21 protein-coding genes are annotated in these 23522 nt (G+C 71.6%); 12 read left to right on the top strand and 9 right to left on the bottom strand.

The genetic code is table 11. The features are described 5' to 3' along the window. Window positions 1-35 precede the first annotated feature (35 nt). The 3 genes from ACGF5U_RS07400 to mce all read right to left on the bottom strand — a co-directional run bounded on the left by ACGF5U_RS07400 (window position 36) and on the right by mce (window position 5696). Window positions 36-974: a cellulose-binding protein gene (locus ACGF5U_RS07400; RefSeq protein ID WP_392711074.1), complete on the bottom strand. Its 939-nt coding sequence runs from the start codon at window positions 972-974 to the stop codon at window positions 36-38. A 115-nt stretch (window positions 975-1089) separates the two neighbouring features. After that, window positions 1090-5079 (bottom strand): polarized growth protein Scy, encoded by a 3990-nt coding sequence (gene scy, locus ACGF5U_RS07395; RefSeq protein ID WP_392711073.1) that lies wholly within the window; start codon window positions 5077-5079, stop codon window positions 1090-1092. A gap of 176 nt (window positions 5080-5255) precedes the next feature. Then, entirely contained in the window at window positions 5256-5696 is a 441-nt protein-coding gene (mce, locus tag ACGF5U_RS07390; protein ID WP_392711072.1) for a methylmalonyl-CoA epimerase, read from the bottom strand. Between the two features lie 146 nt (window positions 5697-5842). On the opposite strand from mce, the gene ACGF5U_RS07385 reads away from it, so the two are divergent. After that, entirely contained in the window at window positions 5843-7045 is a 1203-nt protein-coding gene (locus ACGF5U_RS07385) for an acetyl-CoA C-acetyltransferase (protein ID WP_392711071.1), read from the top strand. A 25-nt stretch (window positions 7046-7070) separates the two neighbouring features. Continuing rightward, a complete protein-coding gene (gene meaB, locus ACGF5U_RS07380; RefSeq protein WP_392711070.1) occupies window positions 7071-8027 on the top strand; it encodes a methylmalonyl Co-A mutase-associated GTPase MeaB in 957 nt (318 codons plus the stop codon). Between the two features lie 171 nt (window positions 8028-8198). Here meaB and ACGF5U_RS07375 read toward each other — a convergent pair whose 3' ends face one another. The 4 genes from ACGF5U_RS07375 to ACGF5U_RS07360 form a co-directional block, all read right to left on the bottom strand. Next, window positions 8199-8675, bottom strand: a complete 477-nt coding sequence (locus tag ACGF5U_RS07375) for a MarR family winged helix-turn-helix transcriptional regulator (RefSeq protein ID WP_392711069.1) — start codon at window positions 8673-8675, stop codon at window positions 8199-8201. Between the two features lie 131 nt (window positions 8676-8806). Further along, entirely contained in the window at window positions 8807-9595 is a 789-nt protein-coding gene (locus ACGF5U_RS07370; RefSeq protein ID WP_392711067.1) for an AIM24 family protein, read from the bottom strand. Continuing rightward, the gene (locus ACGF5U_RS07365) at window positions 9592-10242 is read right to left on the bottom strand and encodes an AIM24 family protein (RefSeq protein ID WP_392711066.1); all 651 of its coding nucleotides are present in this window, start codon (window positions 10240-10242) and stop codon (window positions 9592-9594) included. Before ACGF5U_RS07365 ends, ACGF5U_RS07370 begins: the two co-directional genes overlap by 4 nt. After that, entirely contained in the window at window positions 10242-10874 is a 633-nt protein-coding gene (locus tag ACGF5U_RS07360; RefSeq protein WP_392711306.1) for an AIM24 family protein, read from the bottom strand. Before ACGF5U_RS07360 ends, ACGF5U_RS07365 begins: the two co-directional genes overlap by 1 nt. A gap of 164 nt (window positions 10875-11038) precedes the next feature. Between ACGF5U_RS07360 and ACGF5U_RS07355 the strand changes: the two genes are divergently transcribed. From ACGF5U_RS07355 to ACGF5U_RS07340, 4 genes are all read left to right on the top strand, one after another. Further along, the gene (locus tag ACGF5U_RS07355) at window positions 11039-11383 is read left to right on the top strand and encodes a DUF3817 domain-containing protein (protein ID WP_392711064.1); all 345 of its coding nucleotides are present in this window, start codon (window positions 11039-11041) and stop codon (window positions 11381-11383) included. Further along, entirely contained in the window at window positions 11380-11673 is a 294-nt protein-coding gene (locus ACGF5U_RS07350; protein ID WP_392711063.1) for an MTH1187 family thiamine-binding protein, read from the top strand. The genes ACGF5U_RS07355 and ACGF5U_RS07350 overlap by 4 nt, the downstream gene beginning before the upstream one ends. Before the next feature lie 202 nt (window positions 11674-11875). Continuing rightward, window positions 11876-13642 carry a glycosyltransferase family 2 protein gene (locus tag ACGF5U_RS07345; RefSeq protein WP_392711062.1) on the top strand — a complete coding sequence of 589 codons (1767 nt, stop codon included), beginning with the start codon at window positions 11876-11878 and terminating at the stop codon, window positions 13640-13642. 3 nt (window positions 13643-13645) lie between these two features. Further along, on the top strand, window positions 13646-15601 hold the full coding sequence (locus tag ACGF5U_RS07340; RefSeq protein WP_392711061.1) for a galactose oxidase-like domain-containing protein: 1956 nt from the start codon (window positions 13646-13648) through the stop codon (window positions 15599-15601). A gap of 138 nt (window positions 15602-15739) precedes the next feature. On the opposite strand, the gene ACGF5U_RS07335 is transcribed toward ACGF5U_RS07340, so the two are convergent. After that, window positions 15740-16771, bottom strand: coding sequence for a glycoside hydrolase family 6 protein (locus ACGF5U_RS07335; protein ID WP_392711059.1), 1032 nt, complete (start codon window positions 16769-16771; stop codon window positions 15740-15742). A 194-nt stretch (window positions 16772-16965) separates the two neighbouring features. On the opposite strand from ACGF5U_RS07335, the gene ACGF5U_RS07330 reads away from it, so the two are divergent. From ACGF5U_RS07330 to ACGF5U_RS07315, 4 genes are all read left to right on the top strand, one after another. Further along, window positions 16966-17475 (top strand): MarR family winged helix-turn-helix transcriptional regulator, encoded by a 510-nt coding sequence (locus tag ACGF5U_RS07330; protein WP_392711057.1) that lies wholly within the window; start codon window positions 16966-16968, stop codon window positions 17473-17475. A gap of 64 nt (window positions 17476-17539) precedes the next feature. Next, window positions 17540-17878, top strand: coding sequence for a DUF3817 domain-containing protein (locus ACGF5U_RS07325; protein WP_392711055.1), 339 nt, complete (start codon window positions 17540-17542; stop codon window positions 17876-17878). 80 nt (window positions 17879-17958) lie between these two features. Beyond that, window positions 17959-19659 carry a methylmalonyl-CoA mutase gene (locus tag ACGF5U_RS07320; RefSeq protein WP_392711053.1) on the top strand — a complete coding sequence of 567 codons (1701 nt, stop codon included), beginning with the start codon at window positions 17959-17961 and terminating at the stop codon, window positions 19657-19659. A gap of 102 nt (window positions 19660-19761) precedes the next feature. Further along, on the top strand, window positions 19762-20280 hold the full coding sequence (locus ACGF5U_RS07315) for a GNAT family N-acetyltransferase (RefSeq protein WP_392711304.1): 519 nt from the start codon (window positions 19762-19764) through the stop codon (window positions 20278-20280). Window positions 20281-20314: 34 nt separating this feature from the next. On the opposite strand, the gene ACGF5U_RS07310 is transcribed toward ACGF5U_RS07315, so the two are convergent. Next, window positions 20315-20959 (bottom strand): TetR/AcrR family transcriptional regulator, encoded by a 645-nt coding sequence (locus tag ACGF5U_RS07310; RefSeq protein ID WP_392711051.1) that lies wholly within the window; start codon window positions 20957-20959, stop codon window positions 20315-20317. A gap of 285 nt (window positions 20960-21244) precedes the next feature. Between ACGF5U_RS07310 and ACGF5U_RS07305 the strand changes: the two genes are divergently transcribed. Next, a complete protein-coding gene (locus ACGF5U_RS07305; protein ID WP_392711049.1) occupies window positions 21245-22246 on the top strand; it encodes a tetratricopeptide repeat protein in 1002 nt (333 codons plus the stop codon). A 604-nt stretch (window positions 22247-22850) separates the two neighbouring features. Next, window positions 22851-23510 carry a DUF6230 family protein gene (locus ACGF5U_RS07300; RefSeq protein WP_392711047.1) on the top strand — a complete coding sequence of 220 codons (660 nt, stop codon included), beginning with the start codon at window positions 22851-22853 and terminating at the stop codon, window positions 23508-23510. Window positions 23511-23522: the final 12 nt, after the last annotated feature.

The raw sequence follows: 23522 nt of genomic DNA, 5'->3' as shown, positions 1-23522 counted from the left end.
GGGAACAGGACCGGAACACCACCGGAGTACGGGCGTCAGCGGGTCTGCTGCGCCGGGACACCACGGGTGACGGGCTCGTCGTCCACCGGGGAACCGGCGGCGGCGACGGCCGCACCGGTCAGCGTGGCCAGCATCTCGCGGACGTTGGTCAGCTGCGCGTTGATGGAGTCGCGGCGGTTGGTCAGCGCCGCCAGCTCGCGCTCCGATTCGCTGCGGATACGGTCCGCCTTGGCGTTCGCGTCCGCCACGATGTCCTCGGCCTGGCGCTGCGCCGTCTCCACCGTCTGGCGCGCCCGGCGCTCCGCGTCCGTACGCAGCTTCTCGGCCTCCAGGCGCAGCTGCTCCGCCCGGTGCTCGATCTCCGCGAGGCGCTTCTCCGCCTTCGCCTGGCGCGAGGCCAGGTCCCGCTCCGACTGCTCGCGCCGCTTGGCGAGGTTCGTCTCGAAGTCGGCGGCGGCCTGCGCGGCCTTCGCGCGGGTCTCCTCGAAGAGCGCGTCCGCCTCCTCGCGCTTGGACTGCGCGTCCTTCTGCGCCTCGGCACGCAGCGAGTTCGCCTCGCCCTGCGCCTTCTCGACGATGCGGACGCCCTCGTCCTCCGCCTTCTGCTTGCGCTCGGCGGAGAACGCCTCGGCGTCGTTGCGCACCTGCTGGGCCGCCGACTCGGCGAGCTCACGGTGCTGCTCGGCGGCGCGACGGGCCTCCTCGCGCAGGTCCTTCGCCTCCTCCTCGGCGAGACGGAGGATCTTCTCGACGCGGGCGCCGAGGCCGGCGTACGACGGCTCGGCGTCGCTCACCTGGGCCTGGGCGTTCTGCGTCTCGAGGTGGAGTTCCTCGATGCGCTTTTCCAGAGCAGTGATTCGGGCCAGAGCACTGTCACGGTCGGCGACGAGCTTGGTAATGCGGTCGTCCACCTGACCGCGGTCGTAACCACGCCGCACGAGCTCGAAGCCGAAGGGGGAGGAAGTGTCGCTCATGGGGTTCCTGTCGAATGAGACCGGTGAGGTGTTAGGGGGAATCCTAGGGGCCGAAGCGGCGTGTCATCGAGCGGATGACCGTTTGATTGGGAGAATGTCCAGCCTTTTGAGTGGCTTAGCCTTCGTTTGACTTGCCACTCGAACGGGTAGCGCCTGCCGCCGCGGCTGCCTTGACACCGCCCTCCTTCGTACCCCCCGTAGGCGCTTCGAAAGATTCCAACGCCTCCAGCACGTCCTGGACACGGGAGATCTCGGCCTGAATGTCCTCCCGCCGGCGCACCAGAACCTCCAGCTCCCGCTTCCCCTCCGCGACGAGCTGCTCGGCCTCCCGCTCCGCCTCCGCCTTGACCTTCTCCGCCTCGCGGGTCAGCTCGGCCTTCTTCTGGTTGGCCTCCTTCAGGAGGCCCTCCGCCTTCTTCACCGCGGCGATCCGGACCTTGCTCGCCTCCGAGTTGGCGTCCGCGATCAGCTCCTTGGCCTTCGCCTCCGCCTCGGCCTGCTGCTCGGCGGCCGCCTTCACCAGCTTGTCGACCCGCTCGCCGGCCGTCCTCATCTGCTCGGCGCTCTCCTGGCGGGCCCGCTCGTGCAGCTCCTCGATCTCCGCCTCGGTCCGGGTACGCAGCTCCTCCATGCGCTCCCTTATGGCGTTGGCGTCGCTGCGCGCCCCGACCAGCAGCTCGTCCGCGTCCGTACGGGCCTTCTCCACCAGGGTGTTGCCCTCGATGGTCGCCTCGGACACGATCCGCTCGGCCTCCTTGCGGGCCGCGCCGACCATCGTGTCTGCCTGCTCCTCCGCCTCGGTCGTCGCCCGCAGCGCCTCCTCGCGGGCCTTCGCGATGAGCTGGTCCGCCTGCTCGGCCGCGTCCGCGCGGCGCTTGGCCGCCGCCTCGCGCGCCTCGTCGATCAGACGGTCCGCCTCCGCGCGCGCCTCGGAGCGCAGCTGCTCGGTGGTCTCCTCGGTCCGCTTGAGCCGCTCCGCCGCGTCCTTGCGGATCTTCTCCGCCGTCTGCTGCGCGTTCCCCACCGTCTCGGCGGCCTCGGCCCGCAGCCGCTCCGCCTCGTCCGACGCCTCGCTGATGAGCTGGTCCGCCTGCTCGGCCGCGTCCGCGCGCCGCTTGTCGGCGGCCTCGCGGGCCTCGTCCAGCACCTGCTCGCCGTCGGCCCGCGCCGCTTCGCGCAGCCGCTCCGCCTCGGCCTCGCCGTCCGCCTTGACCTGGACGGCCTCCTCCCGGAGCCGGGCGGCGTCCCGCTCCGCCGACGCCAGCACATCGGCGGCCTCGGCCGCGATCCGCTCCGCCTCCGTCGTCGCGTCGCCGACCAGCCGCTCGGCCTCGCCCGACGCCTCGGTGACCAGCCGGTCCGCCTGCTCGGCCGCCTCGGAACGGATCCGGTTCGCGTCCCCGCGGGCCTCCGCCCGGGTACGCGCCGCGTCCTGCTCGGCCGAGGCGAGCGAGTCCGACGCCTCCGTCCGCACCCGCTGGGCGTACTCGGCGGTGTCCGCCTTCAGCCGCTCCGCCTCCGCGATGGCGTCCGTGACGGTCCGCTCCGCGAGCGCCTTCGCCGCCTCCGACTCCTCCTGGGCGCGGGCCCGTACCCGGCCGGCGTCCTGCGAGGCGCGCTCCCGCTCCTCGTAGGCGTCGGCGCGGACCCGGTCCGCCTCCTCCTGCGCCTCCGCCCTCGTCCGCTCCGCAGCGTGCTCGGCCGCCGACCGCAGCCCGGCGATCTCCTCCTCGGCCTGCTCCTGGAGCCCGGCGACCGAGTCCCGTACCGCCTGCGCGTTCTGCTCGGCGGCCGACACCATCTCCGTGGCCCGCTGGTCCGCCTCCTCGACCAGCCGCACCGCCTCGGCCTGCGCCTCCTCGACCCGCTTGCGGGCCGACGCGAGCAGTTCCTCGCTCTGCTCCCGCGCCCGGCTGCGCTCCTGGTCCGCCTCCGCCCGAGCCGCGCCGAGGGTCTCCTCGGCCTCGCGGCGGCGCCGGCCGGCCTCCGCCTGCGCGGCGGCCAACTCCTCGGCGGCTTCCGTCTTGAGCCGCTCGGCGGCGGCCTGGGCCTCGGCCCTGACCCGGTCGGCGCTCTCCTGCGCCTCGGCCTTCAGCCGCTCCGCCTCGCCCGCGGCCTCGCTGCGCAGCCGTACCGCGGCGTTCTCCGCCTCGGCTCGGGCCGTCGACGCGTCCGCCGCGGCCTCGGTGCGCAGCCGCTCCGCCTCCTGCTCGGCCTGCTCCCGCAGCGTGCGCAGCCGCTCGGCGGCCTCGGCGCGCTGCCGTTCGGTCTCCTCGGCCGCCTCGCGGCGGATCCGCTCGCCCTCGGCGCGGGCGTCCGTGAGGGTCTGCTCGGCGGTGGTGAGCCGCTCCTCGGCCTCCGCGTGCAGCCGGGACAGCTCATCGGCGGCCTCCGCCTCCCGGGCCGCGACGCCCCGCTCGGCCTCCTCGCGCAGCGCGGCTGCGGCCTCGTCGGCGGCGGTCCGCACCGACTCGGCCTGCTCCTCGGCCTCCGTACGGAGCCGCTCGGCCTCGGCGCGGCCGCGCTCCAGGGTCTCCTCGGCCTGCTTGCGCAGGTTCGTCGCCCGCTCGATGGCCTCCGTGCGGACGCGCTCGGACTCGGCGGTCGCCGCCGTCCGCAGCTCGTCCGCGTCCGCCTTCGCCTTGGTGAGGAGCTCCTCGGCGGTCTTCGCCGCCTCCTCGATCTGCTGGACGGCCTCGCGCCTGGCCTCGCCGCGGATCCGCTCGCCCTCGGCGATGGCCTCCGCCCGCAGCTGCTCGGCCTCGCCGCGCAGCCGGCGCGCCTCCTCCTGGAGCTCGACGGTCTTGGCTCGGTACTCGGCGGTGTCGTCCTTCGCGGCGCCCTTGAGCTGCTCGGCGGTGGCGGCGGCCTCGTCGCGCAGCCGGTCGGCCTCGGACTGGGCCTCGCGGCGGATCCGCTCGGCCTCGTCGGACGCCTTGCGGGTGGTGGCCTGGGCGTCCTCCGACGCCCTGGTGAGGATCTCCTCCGCGCTGCGGGCCGCCTTGGCGAGCTGCGCCGCGGAGTCCTCGGCGGCCGCCGCGCGGGCCTTCTCGGTGGCCTGCGCGACCAGCTTCTCGCCGGCCTCGCGGGCGTCGGCGAGCGCCTGCTCGGCCTCCGCCTTGAGCGCCTCGGCCTCCTTGGTGGCCTCGCCGACCAGCCGGGCGATCTCCGCCTTGGCGGTACGGGTGCGCTGCTCGTTCTCCGACTCGGCGCTCGCCAGCCGCTTGGCGGCCGCGTCCCTGGCCTCGGCGACGACCTTCTCGGCGTGCGCGCGGGCCTCCCGGAGCCGCTCCTCGGCCTCCTGCATCTGCTGGGACGCGGCCCGGTTGAGCTCGGCCGCGTTCTGGCGGGCCTGCTCGGACTCGGCGGTCGTGGCGGTACGCAGCCGCTCGGCGTGGCTCGCGGCCTCCTGCGCCTGCGTCGACGCGGCGTTCAGCAGCCGCTCGGCGTCCTTGCGGGCGCGCAGCAGCAGCGCCTCGGCCTCGGCGCGGGCGGCCTCGGACTCGGCCGCGAGCCGCTGGCGGGCCTCGTCGGCGAGCCGGGTCGCCTCGGCGCGGGCGGCCGCCAGGGACTGGGTCGCCTCGGCGCGGGACTCCTCCAGCAGACGGCGGGCCTGCGACTCCGTACGGGCGCGCAGCTGCTCGGCCCAGGCCACGTTCTCGTTGACGTGGGCCTCGACGGTCTGGCGGCGCTCGGCCAGCTCCTGGTCGAGCTGCTGGCGGCGCTGCACCGCCTCGGCGTGCAACTCGGCCTGGAGGCGGGCCTGGTGCTCGGCGTGCTCCTGGAGGATCCGCTGGGTCTGGGCGCGGGCCTCGCGGAGCTCGCGCTCCGCGTCGGAGCGCATCTGGTCGGCCTGGAGCTGTGCGTTGCGCAGCAGCTGTTCGGCCTGGTAGCCGATGTCCGCGTTGTCGTAGGCGGGCCTGGACGCGATGGTGCGGCGCGCCTCGTGGAGCTTGGCGCGCAAGACCTCGACCTGGTAACCGAGGTCCTCGGCGTGCTGGACGGCCTTCTCCCGCTCGGTCTTCAGCCGGTCCATCTCGGCTTCGAACCGCGAAAGGTGGTCGTCGTCAGCCCGGTGGCTCTCCTGGCGTTCGTAGCCCCGCACTGCGCGGTCCCATCCGTCCCCTGGTCGCGAACTCTCTTCGTACGGGCACCGTCCGCCCGCGGACGGCCCCCCGGGGAATGGTGTCAGATCGATTGTCCGACGACGACGCCGCGGCACGGCCCCGATCCGGCCCCGGCCCGGAGCCGCCCACTCTACCGGGCCGGGAATACGTCGGGTCAGTGCTCCGCTGAGGAGGGGTCAGCCGACGTGACGAGCTCGGTGAGGACCCCGTGACAGTCCTTGGGGTGCAGGAACGTGATGCGGGAGCCCATGGAGCCGATGCGCGGCTCGTCGTAGAGGACCCGTACGCCCTTGCCGCGGATGGCGTCGGCGTCGCCGTCGACGTCCGCGGTGCCGAAGGCGATGTGGTGGACGCCCTCGCCGTTCTTGGCGAGCCACTTGCCGACGGCCGAGTCCTCGCGGGTGGGCTCCAGGAGCTGGAGGTAGGAGGCGCCGCCGTCGGACGTCTCGTTGATCTTGAGCATGGCCTCACGGACGCCCTGCTCCTCGTTGACCTCGGTGTGGAAGACCTCGAACCCGTACGTGGCACGGTAGAAGTCGACGGTCTTGTCGAGGTCGAAACAGGCGATCCCGATGTGGTCGATTCGCGTCAGCATGGCACCAGTGCAGCGCTCCGGAGGTGGTTACGCAACGTGCGCGCCATCACACCGGCTGCCCGGTGACCCGGCCCCGTACCGCTCAGTACATTGGCGGTAAACCCTCGTTCACTCCTCAGCCCCAGGCTGGAAGGGGATCGTGCCTCATGTCTGGAACGACCGGTACCACCTCCGTCATCGTCGCGGGCGCCCGTACGCCCATGGGCCGGCTGCTCGGCTCGCTGAAGTCCTTCTCGGGCGCCGACCTCGGCGGCTTCGCGATCAAGGCAGCACTCGACCGGGCCGGGATCGGCGGCGACCAGGTCCAGTACGTGATCATGGGACAGGTGCTCCAGGCGGGCGCCGGGCAGATCCCCGCCCGCCAGGCCGCCGTCAAGGCCGGCATCCCCATGAACGTGCCGGCGCTGACCGTCAACAAGGTCTGCCTCTCCGGTCTGGACGCGATCGCGCTGGCCGACCAGCTGATCCGCGCCGGTGAGTTCGACATCGTCGTGGCCGGCGGCCAGGAGTCGATGACCAACGCCCCGCACCTGCTGCCGAAGTCCCGTGAGGGCTTCAAGTACGGCGCGATCGGGATGCTGGACGCGATGGCCCACGACGGTCTCACCGACGCCTTCGAGAACATCGCCATGGGCGAGTCCACCGAGAAGCACAACTCCCGCCTCGGCATCGCCCGCGCCCAGCAGGACGAGATCGCGGCCCTGTCCCACCAGCGCGCCGCCGCCGCGCAGAAGAACGGCCTGTTCGAGGCCGAGATCACCCCGGTCGAGATCCCGCAGCGCAAGGGCGAGCCGGTGGTCTTCGCCAAGGACGAGGGCATCCGCCCCGAGACGACCGTCGAGTCGCTCGGCAAGCTGCGGCCCGCGTTCGCCAAGGACGGCACGATCACGGCCGGCACCTCGTCGCAGATCTCGGACGGCGCCGCCGCCGTCGTGGTGATGAGCAAGGCCAAGGCCGAGGAGCTCGGTCTGGAGTGGATCGCCGAGATCGGCGCGCACGGCAATGTGGCGGGTCCGGACAACTCGCTGCAGTCCCAGCCGTCCAACGCCATCGCGCACGCCCTGAAGAAGCAGGGCCTCACCGTCGACGACCTCGACCTGATCGAGATCAACGAGGCGTTCGCGGCGGTCGCCGTCCAGTCCATGAAGGACCTCGGCGTGTCGCCCGAAAAGGTGAACGTCAACGGTGGCGCGATCGCCCTGGGCCACCCCATCGGCATGTCGGGTGCCCGTATCGTCCTGCACCTGGCGCTGGAGCTGAAGCGGCGGGGCGGAGGCACCGGCGCCGCGGCCCTGTGCGGTGGCGGCGGCCAGGGCGACGCCCTGATCATCCGCGTGCCCGGCAACTGACTGAACCCGAGGAGCTCTGTACGTGATGGTGGACGTCCCCGCACTGGTCGCCCAGGCACGGGAGGGCCGGCCGCGCGCCGTGGCCCGGCTGATCTCGCTGGTGGAGGGGGCGTCCCCACAGCTCCGTGAGGTGATGGCGGCGCTCGCCCCGCTCACCGGCGGCGCCTATGTGGTGGGCCTGACCGGGTCGCCCGGCGTCGGCAAGTCCACGTCGACGTCGGCGCTGGTCTCCGCGTACCGCAGGGCCGGCAAGCGGGTGGGCGTCCTGGCCGTCGACCCGTCGTCGCCGTTCTCCGGCGGCGCGCTGCTCGGCGACCGCGTCCGGATGTCCGAGCACGCGTCGGACCCGGGCGTCTACATCCGTTCCATGGCCACGCGCGGCCACCTCGGCGGCCTGGCGTGGGCGGCGCCGCAGGCGATCCGCGTCCTGGACGCGGCGGGCTGCGACGTGGTCCTGGTCGAGACGGTCGGCGTCGGGCAGTCCGAGGTGGAGATCGCCTCGCAGGCGGACACGTCGGTGGTGCTGCTGGCCCCCGGCATGGGCGACGGGATCCAGGCCGCCAAGGCGGGCATCCTGGAGATCGGTGACGTGTACGTCGTGAACAAGGCCGACCGGGACGGCGCGGACGCGACGGCCCGCGAGCTGAACCACATGCTCGGCCTCGGCGAGTCGCGTGGGCCGGGCGACTGGCGGCCGCCGATCGTCAAGACGGTCGCCGCCCGGGGCGAGGGTGTCGACGAGGTGGTCGAGGCGCTGGAGAAGCACCGCGCCTGGATGGAGGAGCGCGGTGTGCTCGCCGAGCGCCGCCGGGCCCGTGCCGCCCACGAGGTGGAGACGATCGCGGTCACGGCGCTGCGCGAGCGGATCGGCGACCTCCACGGGGACCGCCGTCTGGAGACGCTGGCCGAGCGGATCGTGGCGGGCGAGACCGACCCGTACGCCGCGGCGGACGAACTGGTCGCGGGCCTGACGGGCAACTAGCCGGTCCGGCGGGCCACACAGCGCGGATCACCGGCGCGGGGTCCGGCGGGCCACACAGCGCGGGGTCCGGCGGGCGAACCGGCGCGGGTCCGGCCGTCGAACCGGCTCGTCTCGCGCACGGGAACGGCCGAGGGCCGGGGGTTCGCCCCCGGCCCTCGGCCGTTCGCCGCGCTACGGCCTGCCGCGCAGCCCCCGGAGCTGCTCCGCGACGGGCAGCAGCGAGGTGTGCAGCTCGCCGAGCGCCTCGGCGGGCAGCAGGTCGATGAAGTGCTTGCGCACGGATTCGACATGGTGCGGGGCGACCTTCCGCATGGTGTCCATGCCGTGCTCGGTGAGGACCGCGTACAGCCCGCGCCGGTCCGACTCGCAGTTCTCGCGGCGGACAAGTCCGGCGTTCTCCATGCGGGTGATCTGGTGCGAGAGCCGGCTCTTGGACTGCAGGGTCGCCGAGGCCAGGTCGCTCATCCGCATCCGCCGCTCGGGGGACTCCGAGAGGTTCACCAGGATCTCGTAGTCGTTGTTGGTCAGGCCGAACGGCTGGAGGTCCTTCTCCAGCTGGTAGGTCAGCAGTCTGGTGACGTCCAGATAGGTACGCCACGCGCGCTGCTCGGTATCACTCAGCCAGGGGATGGCCGTCTCGGTCTCCATATATGGATTCTACCTAAGATGTTGAAAACTGGACGAGTTTGGGTGACGCCGGGCCGCACCCGTCCCCCGTCCCCGCTTCTGCCCGACAGGGGCGCAGACGTTCGAGTGCGTCACACTCCGCAGACTACCGCTCACAGCCCGAAGCGGCGCTGGAGGTCCCCCAGCTGTCCGGGAAGACGCGGTACGGACCCCGCCGCACCATGGCCGGAACCATGCCCCGCCGGCGCTCCGCCGCCCGGGACGCCCGGCTCGTGCGGCACCGCGCCCGTCGCCTGCTCCGGCATCAGCGTCTCCGTCGACTGGAGCAGCACCGTCCCGGCGCCCACGAACTCGAACTGGTGCTCCTCGCCCGACGCCCCGCCGATCCCGGTCAGCGCCCGCAGGCCGCCCATCACGCCGCTCATGTAGCCGTGGTCGTAGTGGTGGCACGGCGAGGGGCAGTCCGCCCAGCCCACCAGCGCCTGCGGGTCGACCCGGATGGGCGGCTCCATGAAGACCACCGGGCCGTTCGACGCGGCCACGAACTTCCCCGTGCCGATCAGCGTCAGGAAGCCCGGCACGATCGACTGCTTCAGCGCCAGCGACGGCTGGAACGCCAGCAGGTTCCCGGCCCGGATCGTCAGGTTGCCGTCGTCCAGGTCGTACGAGTTCACATCGAACGCCCGGTCCGCGAGCAGCATCTTGCCGCTGCCCTCCGCCACCACCCAGTCGCTCGCGTGCAGCGGCGAGTGGAAGCTCGTCCGCACCAGCCGGTCCAGCCTGCCGTGCCCGATGCCGTTGAAGTCGATGCGCCCGTAATAGGCGATCATCTTCCCCTTCTGCAAGAACCACTGGGATCCCTTGAGCTCCACGCAGAACGTGTAGGAGTCGACGTTGTCGTCACTGGGCAGCGACACGGGATCGAACACCACAGACGTCACAGCTTCTCCTCCGAGGCCTGCACGTACACCGCACCACTGCCGCTCAGCTCCAGCTGGAACGCCTCGCCTGAGCCGCGCCCCACCATGTCGCGCCAGCCCAGCGCCGTGGAGAGCTTGTTCCGTACGTCGCCGTGGTGCGCGACGTACGCCTGCGGGTCCACATGGACCGGCCGGCCCGGCGTGACGGGCAGCTCGATGACGCCGCCGTGCGCCATCACCGCCACCGCGCCGTGCCCCTTCAGGGTCGTGGTGAAGAGCCCCTGCCCGGTCACCTGACCGCGCACCATGCCCATCACGCCGCCCTGCGAGCCCATGAACATCGTGCCCTGCTCCAGCGTCCCGTCGAACGCCAGCAGCCGGTCGGCCTCCACGTACAAGGTGTCACCGCTCAGCCGGATCACCTGCACATGGTGCCCGCCGTGTCCGAACATCACGGTGCCGTCGCCCTCGACCGTCATCAGCGGCGCGGCCTCACCGGCGGCCCGGCGGCCGATCATCGCCATGACACCGCCCTGACCACCGGTCAGGTTCGGCGTGAAAGTGACGTCCCCCCGGTACGCGAGCATCGCGCCGCGCTGGCTGAACATGCGCTGTCCCGGCACGACGGTGGCCTCGACCATCTTCGAGTTGATCTCGCGGAACGGCATCAGACGTCACCCCCCACCGTGTTGCGCTCGCTCGGCTGCACGTACACCAGGCCGTCGCCCTCGAAGCGGATCTGGAACGCCTCGCCACCGCCCTCACCGATGAACGTGCGGAACGTCACACCGGACTGGAAGCTCTGCTGGAGGTCGCCCTGATGGGCTACGTACGCGCCGGGGTCCACGGACAGCGGGTACTGCGGTGTCACGCGCAGCACCACCGCCGGCCCGTCCGACATGATCGCGACCTGCCCGGAGCCCTCGGCGGTCGTCGTGAACAGCCCGTTCCCGGTGGCGCCGCCGCGCAGCCCGGTGAACGAGGTCCCCGTCCTGAGCCCCCCGTCGGCACACAGCAGGTTGCTGGCCTCCACCCACAACTTCTCGCCGGTCAGGGCGAGCAGGGTGATGTCGGAGGCCCGGTCGGCGAAGTAGCAGGTGCCCTGCCCCCTCACCTCCATCACTTCCATCTGCTCTCCGGTGAGCCGGCGGGTCACCATCCCGCGGATGCCCTCACCGCCGCCGCTCATCTTCTTGAAGGCCATCTGGCCGTCGTACGCCACCATCGAGCCGTTCTTGGCCTTGACGGCGTCGCCGGTCATATCGACGGCGAGCACTTTGCTGCCTTGGAGTCGGAACATTGCCACGCCCCGAAGGTAACCGGTGGACCGGCGCGTCGACAGAGCCCGGGGGAGGAACCCGACCCTGACAAAGAACGGGCAAAGCCGCCTGCCACAATGTGTACGGCGCATGTGAGCGCATTCACAAGATCGCCCGACCGTTCCGACGCCGAAGGTGCCTGCCCGTGGACATCAAGACCGCCTCCTCCCTCCACCGCCTGCGACTGGTCTCCGCCCCGGAGGCCGTCTCCTTCATCCTGCTGCTGGTGTGCTCGGTGCTGAAGCGCACGACGGAGTTCAACGCGGTCCCGGTCATGGGCGCCGTCCACGGCGTGCTGTTCATCCTGTACGTGCTCTTCTGGCTGGACGCCTGGAACCGCACCAAGTGGGACCTGAAGACCGCCGCCCTCTACTTCGTCCTCTCGGTCCTGCCCTTCGGCGGCTTCTACGCCGAGCGCAGGCTCAAGCGCGACGCCCAGAACGCCGTCATCGCCGCGCGCGCCCGCCGCGAAGGCGTGGTGGAGGCGTGATCGTCGCCTTCTCCGTCACCCCGCTCGGCGTCGGTGACGAGGTCGGCGCGTACGTGGCCGACGCGGTCCGCGTCGTCCGCGAGTCGGGCCTGCCGAACCGTACGGACGCGATGTTCACCTCCGTCGAGGGGGAGTGGGACGAGGTGATGGACGTGGTGAAGCGTGCCGTCGCCGCGGTGGAGGCGCGCGCGCCGCGCGTCTCCCTCGTCCTCAAGGCGGACATCCGCCCAGGCGTCACCGACGCCCTGACGTCCAAGGTGGAGACGGTGGAACGCCACCTGTCCGCCTGAGACGGCCGACGGGGCGGCGCCCCGGCCGGGCGGCGGCCGCGAGCAGGCCCGCCCGCCCCCGGGGCGTCTCCGACGCTCCGTCAGGCACCCCCGTGAAACACACGCCGCGAAGAACCGCCCGCTCGGACGACTCCAGTCGACACGCTGAGGAATGTCCCCTTTTGTGGGGATATAGCGACCTCGCTCGACAGGTGGAGGCACCGTGCGGTCGGAGGCCTACGACTACGACACCTACAGCCGTCTCGCCGGACCACTGACGGAACCCGACAGGGTGGCCTACACGGTCCAGTACCGCAGCCTGCTCTCCAAGGAGCCGCACCGAATAAGAGCCGTGCTGCTGATGGGCCTCGCGCCCGTCCTGTCGGCGATCCTCCTGGCGTACCTCGTCTGGCCCACGCACTGGACCCGGCGCGAGGGCGGCGACCGCTGGCTCGTCGTCTTCGACACCGTCATGCTCGTGTCGATCGGCCTGATCTGCCTCTTCATGCTGATCAACGTCGTCTCGATCGCCCACGCCACCCTCGTCGCCCGCGACCCCGTACCCGTCTTCCCCGAGCGCGCCACCCGTGTCGCGTTCCTCACCACCTACGTCCCGGGCAAAGAGCCCCTCGCGATGGTCCGCGCCACCCTCGAAGGCGCCGTCCGGCTGCGCCACCAGGGCAAGCTGCACGTCTGGCTGCTGGACGAGGGCGACGACGACCAGGCCAAGGCGCTCTGCGCGGAGCTCGGCGTACGCCACTTCACCCGCAAGGGCGTCCCCGAGTGGAACCGTGACAAGGGCGTCCACAAGGCGCGGACCAAGCACGGCAACTACAACGCCTGGATCGCCATGCACGGCCGCGGCTACGACTACTTCGCCTCGGTCGACACCGACCACGTCCCGCTCCCGGACTTCCTGGAGCGGATGCTCGGCTACTTCCGCGACCCGGACGTCGCCTTCGTGGTCGGCCCCCAGGTGTACGGCAACTACGCCTCACCCGTCACCAAGGCCGCCGAGTCGCAGCAGTTCCTCTTCCACGCGCTCATCCAGCGCGCCGGCAACCGCTACCGGGCGCCCATGTTCGTCGGCACCAACAACGTCGTACGGGTCAGCGCGATCCGCCAGATCGGCGGCCTGTACGACTCCGTCACCGAGGACATGGCCACCGGCTTCGAGCTGCACCGCCGCAGGAACCCGCTGACGGGCCACTACTGGCGGTCGGTCTACACCCCGGACGTGCTCGCCGTCGGCGAGGGCCCCGCCTCCTGGACCGACTTCTTCACCCAGCAGCTGCGCTGGTCCCGCGGCACGTACGAGACGCTCATCAAGCAGTACTGGAAGGCCCCCTTCCGCGTACCGCCCGGACGGCTCCTCAACTACACGCTCATGCTCGTCTACTACCCGATGACCGCCGTCAACTGGTTCCTCGGCGTCCTCAGCTGTGTGCTCTACCTCTGGCTCGGGGCCTCCGGCACCCAGGTGTCGTCGTCGGTCTGGCTGATGCTCTACAGCGACGCCGCGGCCCTCCAGATCTGCCTGTACCTGTGGAACCGCCGCCACAACGTGTCGCCGCACGAACCGGAGGGCTCCGGCGGCGTCGCCGGCATGGCGATGTCCGCGCTCTCCGCGCCCGTCTACCTCAGATCGCTCTGCTCGGCGCTGCTGCGCACGCGGGGCGGCTTCGTCGTCACCCCCAAGGGCGGGGAGACCAGCCCCGACCGGCTGCTGACCTTCCGCATCCACCTCTGCTGGGCCGCCGTGCTCATCAGCGCGCTCATCGCCTCCGTCCACTTCGACCACACCCACGCGGCGATGCGCACCTGGGCGGTCCTCGCCCTGCTCGTCTCGCTGGCACCGGTCTCCGTCTGGACCTGGACCTCGCTCCAGGAGCGCCGGGCGCGCCGGGAAGGCACCCGCCCCCACGCCGTCGGGTCCACACCGGGGGAGGAGCCCGAGCCCGCTCTGGCCACGACCACAGGAGGGAACTGATCCATGCCCTACCGGCCGTCGAAGAAGTTCAAGAAGACGCTGCTGGGCGGCGGAGCCGTGGTCGTGCTCGCCGGGCTCAACGCCCCGGCCGCGCTGTCCTTCGCCGAGGAGAAGTACCACGCCTACAAGATCGCGCAACCCGGCTACAAGGCCAGGTACGGCTCCTGGCAGGAGGTCGACGTCCCCGGCGGCCACCGCCTCAACGCCATCCACGCCGCCCTCCTCCGCACGGGCAAGGTGCTGCTCATCGCGGGCTCGGGCAACAACCAGCGGAACTTCGACGCGGGCAGCTTCAAGACGATCCTGTGGAACCCGGCCGACAACAGCTTCACCGCCGTCGACACCCCCGAGGACTTCTTCTGCGCGGGCCACAGCCAGCTCCCCGACGGACGGCTCCTCGTGGCCGGCGGAACCGCACGCTACGAGGTGCTCGACGGCGAGGTGAAGCGGGCGGGCGGCGCCATGCGGGTGAAGAACGAGAGCCCCGACAAGGCCGTCACCCTCAAGAAGGGCACGGTCTTCCGCTCCCCGTCGGGCGTCGAGTACGTCTCCAAGTTCGATGTGACGGTGCCCAAGGCCAAACGCGACTTCACGATCACGTACTACGCGAGCGGCCGGATGAAGCCCTGGGAGACCAAGGTCACCGCGGCGGAGGCACGGGTCTTCGTCGAAGCGAGGAAGGAGGGCCCCAAGGGCCTCACCACCCAGGCCGCGCAGTACGAGGTGGTCGGCCTCAAGGGCAAGGACGCCGACAACGTCTACGGCCTCGCGCAGAAGCTCACCACCGAGAAGCAGGACTTCCAGGGCATCAAGGCCGCGTACGAATTCGACCCCGCGGCGGAGAAGTACGTTCCCGTCGCCCCGATGAAGGACGCCCGCTGGTACCCGACGCTCGTCACCCTCCAGGACGGCAAGGTCCTCGCCGTCTCGGGCCTCAACGACGTCGGCGACGTCGTCCCCGGCGACAACGAGATCTACGACCCCGCGACCAAGAAGTGGAGCAAGGGCCCCTTCCGCTACTTCCCCACCTACCCCGCCCTCTTCCTCACCCAGGGCGGCAAGCTGTTCTACACCGGCTCCAACGCCGGATACGGCCCCGCCGAAAAGGGCCGCATCCCCGGCGTGTGGGACCTGAAGAAGAACGTCTTCCAGGAGATCCGCGGCATCGCCGACCCCGACCAGCTGGAGACCTCGGCCTCCCTGCTGCTGCCGCCGGCGCAGGACCAGAAGGTGATGGTGCTCGGCGGCGGCGGCGTCGGCGAGTCCGCGCTGTCCACGGCCCGCACGGCCATCATCGACCTGAAGTCCGAGAGCCCCGTCTTCCGCGCGGGCCCCAGCCTGCCCCAGGGCACCCGCTACCTCAGCAGCGTGCTGCTCCCCGACGACACGGTCTTCACGACCGGCGGATCCCGCGACTACCGCGGCCGCAGCGGCAGCGACATCCTCAAGGCCCAGTTCTACGACCCGGAATCCAACACCTTCCGGGAGGCGGCCGACCCGACCGTCGGCCGCAACTACCACTCGGAGGCGCTGCTCCTCCCGGACGGGCGGGTCGCCACCTTCGGCTCCGACCCCCTGTTCGGCGACAAGGACAACACCAAGCTCGGTACGTTCGAGCAGCGCGTCGAGGTGTACACGCCGCCCTACCTCCACGGCGCCGAGGGGAAGCGGCCGGTGCTCGGCGAGGGGCCGCGCGAACTCGACCAGAACGGCCGGGCCACGTTCCGCACGAAGGACGCGGCCAGGATCACCAAGGCGCGGCTGATGCGCCCGAGCGCCGTCACCCACACCACGGACGTCGAACAGCGCTCCATCGAGCTGAACCTGACCAGGACGGAGGACTCGGTGACGGTGGAGGCGCCGCTGGACCGGACGGTCGTGCCGCCCGGCTGGTACATGCTGTTCGTCCTGGACGGGGAGGGGCGCCCGTCCGTGGCGAAATGGCTCCAGGTCGACTGACGGAGGCGGGCCCGGCGGGCGGGGCGGTGGTGGCCGCCGTCCGGGAGGCCGGCGGGCGGCGGCGGTCGGCGGGCGGTGGGGGGCGGGCGGTGGGGGGGGGGGGGGGCGACGGGCGGTGGGGGGCGACGGATGCGGCGGTCAGCGGGCTCGGCGGGCGAGGCCGAGCGCGTACTCCGGCCACCAGGTGCCCGCCGCCGGGCCGCCCCGGCACGGGCCGTCCGACTCGCCGGGCCGCTTGATCCACAGGTACGCGTCCACCAGCGTGTCACCCGTCCGCAGCGTGGGCGGCGTACCGAGCGCCCGGCCCGGCGGGTTGCACCACGCCTCCTCGCCGTCACCGGGCAGCGGGCCCGCGCCGTTGCGGCTGGTGTCCACCGTGAAGTGGGCGCCGCCCAGCAGCCCGGACAGCTCCGTGCCGAACGCCTCGACCGTCTCGTTCGTCTGGAAGTTGGACACGTTGAGCGAGAACCCGTCCGCCCGGTCGATCCCCGCCCGCCGCAGCGGCTCGACCAGCTTGCCCGCGTCCTTGATCCAGGCGGGGTTGCCCGCGTCCAGGTACACCGTCGTGTTCGGCTGCCGCTTCAGCCGCGCCACCGCCTCCGCCAGCAGCGTGTACCGCTCGTCGTGGCTCTGGGCCGGAGTGCAGCCGTCCACGAGGTGCGGCACGGCGTCCGGCTCCAGCACCACGATCGCGGTCGCGTCGCCGATGGCACCCGCGAACGAGTCGATCCACTGCCGGTAGGCCGCCCCGTCGGCGGCGCCGCCCGCCGAGTAGAGTCCGCAGTCCCGGTGCGGGATGTTGTACGCGACGAGGACCACCGTCCGCCGCTCGCCCGCCGCGCCCCGCACCGCCTTCTCGATCTGCGGTACGGGATCGTCGCCGGCCGGCCACACCGCGGCGGGGCGCTCGGAGATCCGCCGCAGGACCTTCGCCTCCTCGTGGCGGCCCCCGGCCTCGTACTCCTTCACCTGACGGGCGGCGGGACTGCTCGGGTCGACCCAGAACGGGGAGCCGGCCGAGGGGGCCGCCTCGCCCCGGCCGGGCGCCTTGACCCTGCCGGAGTCGGCCGGGGACGCGGCGCCGTCCCCGCCGGACGCGCAGCCCGCGACGGCCAGCACGGCGGCCAGCGCCAGGGCGGTGAGAACACGGGACGATCTGCGGCCGGACATCCAGCCCCCTCGAATGACTGATCGGACAGGCCCGGACATCGTGACATAACGGTCACACGGTGTGGTGGCGCGACACCGCGGCGACCGGAACGGCCCCCGGCGCGGCCGCGGCGGTGCCCCGGCGCGGGCAGACCGAGGGACCGAGGAGTGAGACCGGGCTGACCGGAATATGACCAGTCGGTAAGGTCATGGGCGTGCCGAAACCGCTCAGTCTCCCGTTCGACCCCATCGCCCGCGCCGACGAGCTCTGGCAGCGGCGCTGGGGGCCGGTCCCCTCGATGGCGGCGATCACCTCCATCATGCGCGCCCACCAGATCCTGCTGGCCGAGGTCGACGCCGTGGTCAAGCCGTACGGACTGACCTTCGCGCGGTACGAGGCGCTGGTGCTGCTCACCTTCTCCAAGGCGGGCGAGCTGCCCATGTCGAAGATCGGCGAGCGCCTCATGGTCCACCCCACGTCCGTGACGAACACCGTCGACCGGCTGGTCAGGTCCGGCCTGGTCGGCAAGCGCCCGAACCCCAACGACGGGCGCGGCACCCTCGCCTCCATCACCGACAAGGGCCGCGAGGTCGTGGAGGCGGCCACGGCCGACCTGATGGCCATGGACTTCGGGCTCGGCGCCTACGACGACGAGGAGTGCGGCGAGATCTTCGCGCTGCTGCGCCCGCTGCGGGTGGCGGCGGGGGACTTCGAGGAGAAGTAGCGCCGCGACCCGGCGAGGGGGGTCGCGCGAAGATCGCCCGGAACGGGTGGTTACGCTCGATGCCATGAAATCCAGCGTGCTGACCCGTTACCGGGTGATGGCCTATGTCACCGCCGTCATGCTGCTCGTGCTGAGCACCTGCATGGTTTTCAAGTACGGGTTCGACATGGGCGAGGACGTGACCTTCATGGTCTCCCAGACCCACGGCGTCCTCTACATCATCTACCTGGTCTTCGCCTTCGACCTGGGTTCCAAGGCGCGCTGGCCGTTCGGCAAGCTCCTGTGGATCCTGCTCAGCGGCACCATCCCCTTCGCCGCGTTCTTCGTGGAGCGCAAGGTGGCCCGCGAGGTCGCGCCGCTGATCGCCGGCGCCGCGTCCGGGCCCGCTCCCGTCAAGGCGTAACAGGCCGTCCGACCGTCACGCACGAGGTGTGTGGCGGTCAGCCATCGACATTTACTAGGACGTCCTAGTAAATTCGAGGTATGGACGCTGACGCCATCGAGGAAGGCCGCCGACGCTGGCAGGCCCGCTACGACGCCGCCCGCACGCGCGACGCGGACTTCACCACGCTCTCCGGCGATCCCGTGGAGCCGGTCTACGGGCCGAGGCCCGGTGACACCTACGACGGCTTCGAGCGGATCGGCTGGCCCGGTGAGTACCCCTTCACCCGGGGTCTGTACCCGACCGGCTACCGGGGCCGCACCTGGACCATCCGCCAGTTCGCCGGGTTCGGCAACGCCGAGCAGACGAACGAGCGCTACAAGATGATCCTGGCGAACGGCGGCGGCGGCCTGTCCGTCGCCTTCGACATGCCGACGCTCATGGGCCGGGACTCCGACGACCCCCGCTCGCTCGGCGAGGTCGGCCACTGCGGTGTCGCCATCGACTCCGCCGCCGACATGGAGGTCCTCTTCAAGGACATCCCGCTCGGCGACGTCACCACCTCCATGACGATCAGCGGCCCGGCCGTCCCCGTCTTCTGCATGTACCTGGTCGCCGCCGAGCGCCAGGGCGTCGACCCGTCCGTGCTCAACGGCACGCTCCAGACGGACATCTTCAAGGAGTACATCGCCCAGAAGGAGTGGCTCTTCCAGCCCGAGCCCCATCTGCGGCTGATCGGCGACCTGATGGAGCACTGCGCGGCCGGCATCCCCGCGTACAAGCCGCTCTCCGTCTCCGGCTACCACATCCGCGAGGCGGGCGCGACGGCCGCGCAGGAGCTGGCGTACACACTGGCCGACGGGTTCGGCTACGTCGAGCTCGGCCTCTCCCGGGGCCTGGACGTCGACGTGTTCGCCCCCGGCCTGTCCTTCTTCTTCGACGCGCACGTCGACTTCTTCGAGGAGATCGCCAAGTTCCGCGCCGCGCGCCGGATCTGGGCCCGCTGGATGAAGGAGGTCTACGGCGCGCGGAGCGACAAGGCGCAGTGGCTGCGCTTCCACACCCAGACCGCGGGTGTCTCGCTCACCGCGCAGCAGCCGTACAACAACGTCGTACGGACCGCAGTCGAGGCCCTCGCGGCGGTGCTCGGCGGCACCAACTCGCTGCACACCAACGCCCTGGACGAGACCCTCGCCCTGCCGTCCGAGCAGGCCGCGGAGATCGCGCTGCGCACCCAGCAGGTGCTGATGGAGGAGACCGGCGTCGCCAACGTCGCCGACCCGCTGGGCGGTTCCTGGTACGTCGAGCAGCTCACCGACCGCATCGAGGCCGACGCCGAGAAGATCTTCGACCGGATCAAGGAGCGCGGCCTGCGCGCCCACCCCGACGGGCAGCACCCCATCGGGCCGATCACCTCCGGCATCCTGCGCGGCATCGAGGACGGCTGGTTCACCGGCGAGATCGCCGAGTCCGCGTTCCGCTACCAGCAGGCCCTGGAGAAGGGCGACAAGCGGGTCGTCGGCGTCAACTGCCACCACGGCTCGGTCACCGGCGACCTGGAGATCCTGCGGGTCAGCCACGAGGTCGAGTGGGAGCAGGTCCGGGTGCTCGGCGAGCGCAAGGCCCGTCGCGACGACGCCCGCGTGCGCGCCGCGCTCGACGCCATGCTGGTCGCGGCGCGGGACGGCGGCAACATGATCCCGCCGATGCTCGACGCGGTCCGCGCGGAGGCGACGCTCGGCGAGATCTGCGGCGTCCTGCGCGACGAGTGGGGCACCTACACGGAGCCGCCCGGCTTCTAGCGGCCCCCGAGGAGCCCCCCGGGACTACGGCACTTCGCCCGGCGGCCCGTCGGAAACCCCGTCGCACCTGCGGCTTCCGGCGGGCATGCTGGGCGCATGCGCATCGAGATCAGGGAAGCCACCCCTGAGGACTGGCCGGCGATCTGGCCGTTCTTCCACACCATCGTCGCCTCGGGCGAGACCTTCACCTTCCCCACCGGCCTGGGGTTCGAGGACGGCCGCGACTGGTGGCTCCTGAAGGCCCCCGCCCGTACGGTCGTCGCCATCGCCGTCGACGTGGACGGCGGGGCCGCCGGGGACGGGGCGGGCACCGTCGTCGGCTCCGCCAAGATGAACCCCAACCAGGCGGGCAACGGCGCGCACGTCGCCAGCGCCAGCTACATGGTCGACCCGGCGCACGGCGGCCGGGGTGTCGGCCGGGCGCTCGTGGAGCACACCCTGGAATGGGCGCGGGCCGCCGGGTTCCGGGGCATGCAGTTCAACGCGGTCGTGGAGACCAACGAGCACGCGGTACGGCTCTACGAGGACCTCGGGTTCCGGGTGGTCGGCACGGTCCCGGACGGCTTCCGCCACCCGGCGCTGGGATACACGGGGCTGCACATCATGTACCGGGCGCTCTGACGCCGGGCTCCGGGGCGGGGCGCCGGGGCGCCGGTCAGGCCCGGGACACGGCGCCGAGCCCGCCCATCAGGAGCGCGGTGAACCGCTGGACCCACTCGGCGTCGACGGGCTCCGCGCTGACCAGCGCCCGGTGGACCACGGCGCCCGCGATCACGTCGAAGATCAGGTCGTCGGTGCCGCCTGCCGCCCCCGGGTCGGGGGGCGCGGGCAGCTCGCCGCGGAGCTGGGCGCGTCTGCGGCCCTCCTGCACCAGCCGCTTCTGCCGGTCCACGATGGACGCGCGGATCCGTTCCCGCAGCGGGGCGTCACGGGTGGACTCGGCGACCACGGCCATCAGCGCCGTCTTCGTCTCGGGGCGTTCGAGCAGCTCGGCGAACTGCCGGACCACTCCCTCGATGTCGGCGGTCAGGCTGCCCCGGTCGGGCAGTTCGAGCTCGTCGAAGAGGACCGCGACGGCGTCCACGACGAGCTCGTTCTTGCCGGCCCAGCGCCGGTACAGGGTGGTTTTGGCCACTCCGGCGCGGACGGCCACGTCCCCCATCGACAGCTTGGACCAGCCGAGTTCGACCAGGGCGGCGCGGGTGGCCTCCAGGATGGCCTCGTCCGCCGCGGCGCTGCGCGGGCGTCCGGGCCGGCTCGGGGTGCCGGCGGGGCCGGTGGGGCGGCTACGGCTGCACATGACGGACGACCATACCGGCGAGTAGGTCCGACGCCCCGGACCCGTACGTGTGAGCCAGTTCACGCGTCGGGCCCGCCATGGCCCCTCGGCTTCGAGTTACGCTACGAGCCGTAGCGAAAGGCCGTGATGGTCCCGGGTGGACGTCCCGGGGCAGGCCGCAGCGACGACCACAGGCGCCGAGTGGGGACCCGGCGCCGCGGCCGTGCCGGATCGCGTGGACGCGCTCCGGCCACGGCTTGTGCGATGGCTTACCGGTTACGTGCGCGGAAGGGGGAGGATGTACGCATGCAGCCTAGGAACATGTCCATGAGCGGCGTCGTCGACCTCGCCGCGGTGAAGGCGGCCGGAGAGGCCAAGGCGAAGGCGGAGCAGGCGCGCGCGCAGGCCGCCCGCGAGGGCGGCGGCGGAGCCGTACCCCCGTCCGCCCTGGTGATCGACGTCGATGAGGCGGGCTTCGAGCGCGACATCCTCCAGCGCTCCGCCGAGGTGCCCGTCGTCATCGACTTCTGGGCCGAGTGGTGCGAGCCCTGCAAGCAGCTCGGCCCGCTGCTGGAGCGGCTGGCCGTCGAGTACAACGGCCGCTTCCTCCTCGCCAAGATCGACGTCGACGCCAACCAGATGTTGATGCAGCAGTTCGGGATCCAGGGCATCCCGGCCGTTTTCGCGGTGGTCGCCGGTCAGGCGCTGCCGCTCTTCCAGGGGGCCGCGCCCGAGGCGCAGATCCGCCAGACCCTGGACCAGCTCGTGCAGGTGGCCGAGGAGCGCTTCGGGCTCACCGGCATCGCGGTCGACCCGGACGCGCGGGCCGCCGGCGGTGCCGGGTCCGGTGAGGGCGCGGACGCGGGTGCCGGCCGGACGGTGCCCGCCGGCCCGTACGACGCCCTGCTGGAGGCGGCGGTCCGGGCGCTGGACGCCAACGACTTCGCCGGCGCGATCCAGGCGTACAAGAACGTCCTGGTGGACGACCCGGCCAACACCGAGGCCAAGCTCGGGCTCGCGCAGGCGGAGCTGCTGGCGCGCGTGCAGGACATGGACCCGCAGCAGGTCCGCAAGAACGCGGCCGACGACCCGGCGAACGTGACGGCGCAGCTGGCCGCCGCCGATCTGGACCTGGTCGGCGGCCATGTGGAGGACGCGTTCGGCCGGCTCGTGGACACCGTGCGGCGCACGGCGGGCGACGACCGGGACACGGCGCGGGTGCGGCTGCTGGAGCTCTTCGAGGTGGTCGGCGGCGAGGACCCGCGGGTGATCTCGGCGCGTTCCGCGCTCGCCCGGGTGCTGTTCTGAGGGGCGTCCGTACGGCACGTCCCGCGCCTGGGTCGCGGCTCGCCGATATGGCGACAGAGTGACAGAAGGCGGCCGCGCTTTGCCAAAACTTGGTGAACGCGGCCGCTGTTACTTGCAGTAAATCAACACCCTCTTTATGTCCGGCTATCGCCGATGAAATCACCTTCTGTCGAACTGGCGGGTAGCACCCTGAGTGCCCGCGCGACGGCGCCCCGTCGCAGCCTGTTTATCGAGCCGTTACTAGCGGGTAACGAACCCCCTTGTGCACCGGCCCGGAATGCACCACGATCGGCGACGCTCGGTCCAATACCGCACCAGCCCGGCAACCAGTCGCGCACGGCGGCTGTTGGGTCCCCACCGAGTGGGCCGGCGGCGCAGTGACGCCGGCCGTGGACAGGGGGGTTCCTGCTGACCGGCAGGGCCTGTCCAGCGGGTTGCGCGAACGCGTGGCCAGTGGTTGTCGCTCGGGGGTGATCGCCGGTGATTCGGACGCTGCTCGCGCCTGATCCACGTGCGCTTCCCTTCCCGAGGACGTAGCACTTCTCCCATCCCAGGACGGGCCCCTGGGCCCCTCCGGAGATGTACGTCCGAGAAGGAGGAATCTATGCAGTCCCAGGTTCGTGGTGGGACCAGATGGAAGCGGTTCGCCGTTGTCATGGTGCCGAGCGTGGCCGCGACGGCCGCGATAGGCGTCGGTCTCGCACAAGGCGCGCTCGCCGCGTCGTTCGCGGTCTCCGGCCAGGAGTTCAAGGTCACGGCCGGCCACCTCGAAGGTACCGGGTTCGCCCAGTACGGCGGCGTCGACATGGGGTACGCCGACCTCAAGGAGGGTGACAAGGTCGTTCCGCGGCCGGTCGCCATCTCCACGTTCAAGCACGCCGAGATCACCAAGATGTGCCAGTCGGTGGTCACGCCTGACGTACCGGTCTTCGGCAAGATCACGCTGAAGCTGACGGCCGGCAACAAGTCCCCGGTCGTCGCGGACAACCTGTACCTCGACGTCACCGACCTCGACGCCGATGCGACGTTCACCAACATCGACATCGGTATCGCGGCCAAGCACACCGACGACAAGGGCATCGGCAAGGGCCCCGCCGTCAAGGACGCGAACATCAACCACAACGGCTTCGCCCAGCAGGCGGACCGTGCGGTGCTCACGGACGTGAAGCAGAAGGCGTGGGCGACCACCGCCGGCACCTTCAAGCTCAGCGGTCTGAGCATGCGCCTGCACAAGGGCGATGGCCCGGGCGTTGAGTGCTACTGACCGGTGAGTCAT

It is taken from the genome of Streptomyces sp. NPDC047886 (genome assembly GCF_043204435.1).
In the GTDB taxonomy this organism is placed as follows: domain Bacteria; phylum Actinomycetota; class Actinomycetes; order Streptomycetales; family Streptomycetaceae; genus Streptomyces.
This window is presented reverse-complemented; position numbering and strand designations above follow the sequence as displayed.

Bases quoted from the DNA above. Each gene is read 5' to 3' on its own strand.
- ACGF5U_RS07400 (WP_392711074.1), bottom strand. From the start codon at position 974: ATGAGCGACACTTCCTCCCCCTTCGGCTTCGAGCTCGTGCGGCGTGGT.
- mce (WP_392711072.1), bottom strand. From the start codon at position 5,696: ATGCTGACGCGAATCGACCACATCGGGATCGCCTGTTTCGACCTCGAC.
- ACGF5U_RS07385 (WP_392711071.1), top strand. From the start codon at position 5,843: ATGTCTGGAACGACCGGTACCACCTCCGTCATCGTCGCGGGCGCCCGT.
- meaB (WP_392711070.1), top strand. From the start codon at position 7,071: ATGGTGGACGTCCCCGCACTGGTCGCCCAGGCACGGGAGGGCCGGCCG.
- ACGF5U_RS07375 (WP_392711069.1), bottom strand. From the start codon at position 8,675: ATGGAGACCGAGACGGCCATCCCCTGGCTGAGTGATACCGAGCAGCGC.
- ACGF5U_RS07365 (WP_392711066.1), bottom strand. From the start codon at position 10,242: ATGCCGTTCCGCGAGATCAACTCGAAGATGGTCGAGGCCACCGTCGTG.
- ACGF5U_RS07360 (WP_392711306.1), bottom strand. From the start codon at position 10,874: ATGTTCCGACTCCAAGGCAGCAAAGTGCTCGCCGTCGATATGACCGGC.
- ACGF5U_RS07340 (WP_392711061.1), top strand. From the start codon at position 13,646: ATGCCCTACCGGCCGTCGAAGAAGTTCAAGAAGACGCTGCTGGGCGGC.
- ACGF5U_RS07335 (WP_392711059.1), bottom strand. From the start codon at position 16,771: ATGTCCGGCCGCAGATCGTCCCGTGTTCTCACCGCCCTGGCGCTGGCC.
- ACGF5U_RS07325 (WP_392711055.1), top strand. From the start codon at position 17,540: ATGAAATCCAGCGTGCTGACCCGTTACCGGGTGATGGCCTATGTCACC.
- ACGF5U_RS07320 (WP_392711053.1), top strand. From the start codon at position 17,959: ATGGACGCTGACGCCATCGAGGAAGGCCGCCGACGCTGGCAGGCCCGC.
- ACGF5U_RS07310 (WP_392711051.1), bottom strand. From the start codon at position 20,959: ATGTGCAGCCGTAGCCGCCCCACCGGCCCCGCCGGCACCCCGAGCCGG.
- ACGF5U_RS07305 (WP_392711049.1), top strand. From the start codon at position 21,245: ATGCAGCCTAGGAACATGTCCATGAGCGGCGTCGTCGACCTCGCCGCG.
- ACGF5U_RS07300 (WP_392711047.1), top strand. From the start codon at position 22,851: ATGCAGTCCCAGGTTCGTGGTGGGACCAGATGGAAGCGGTTCGCCGTT.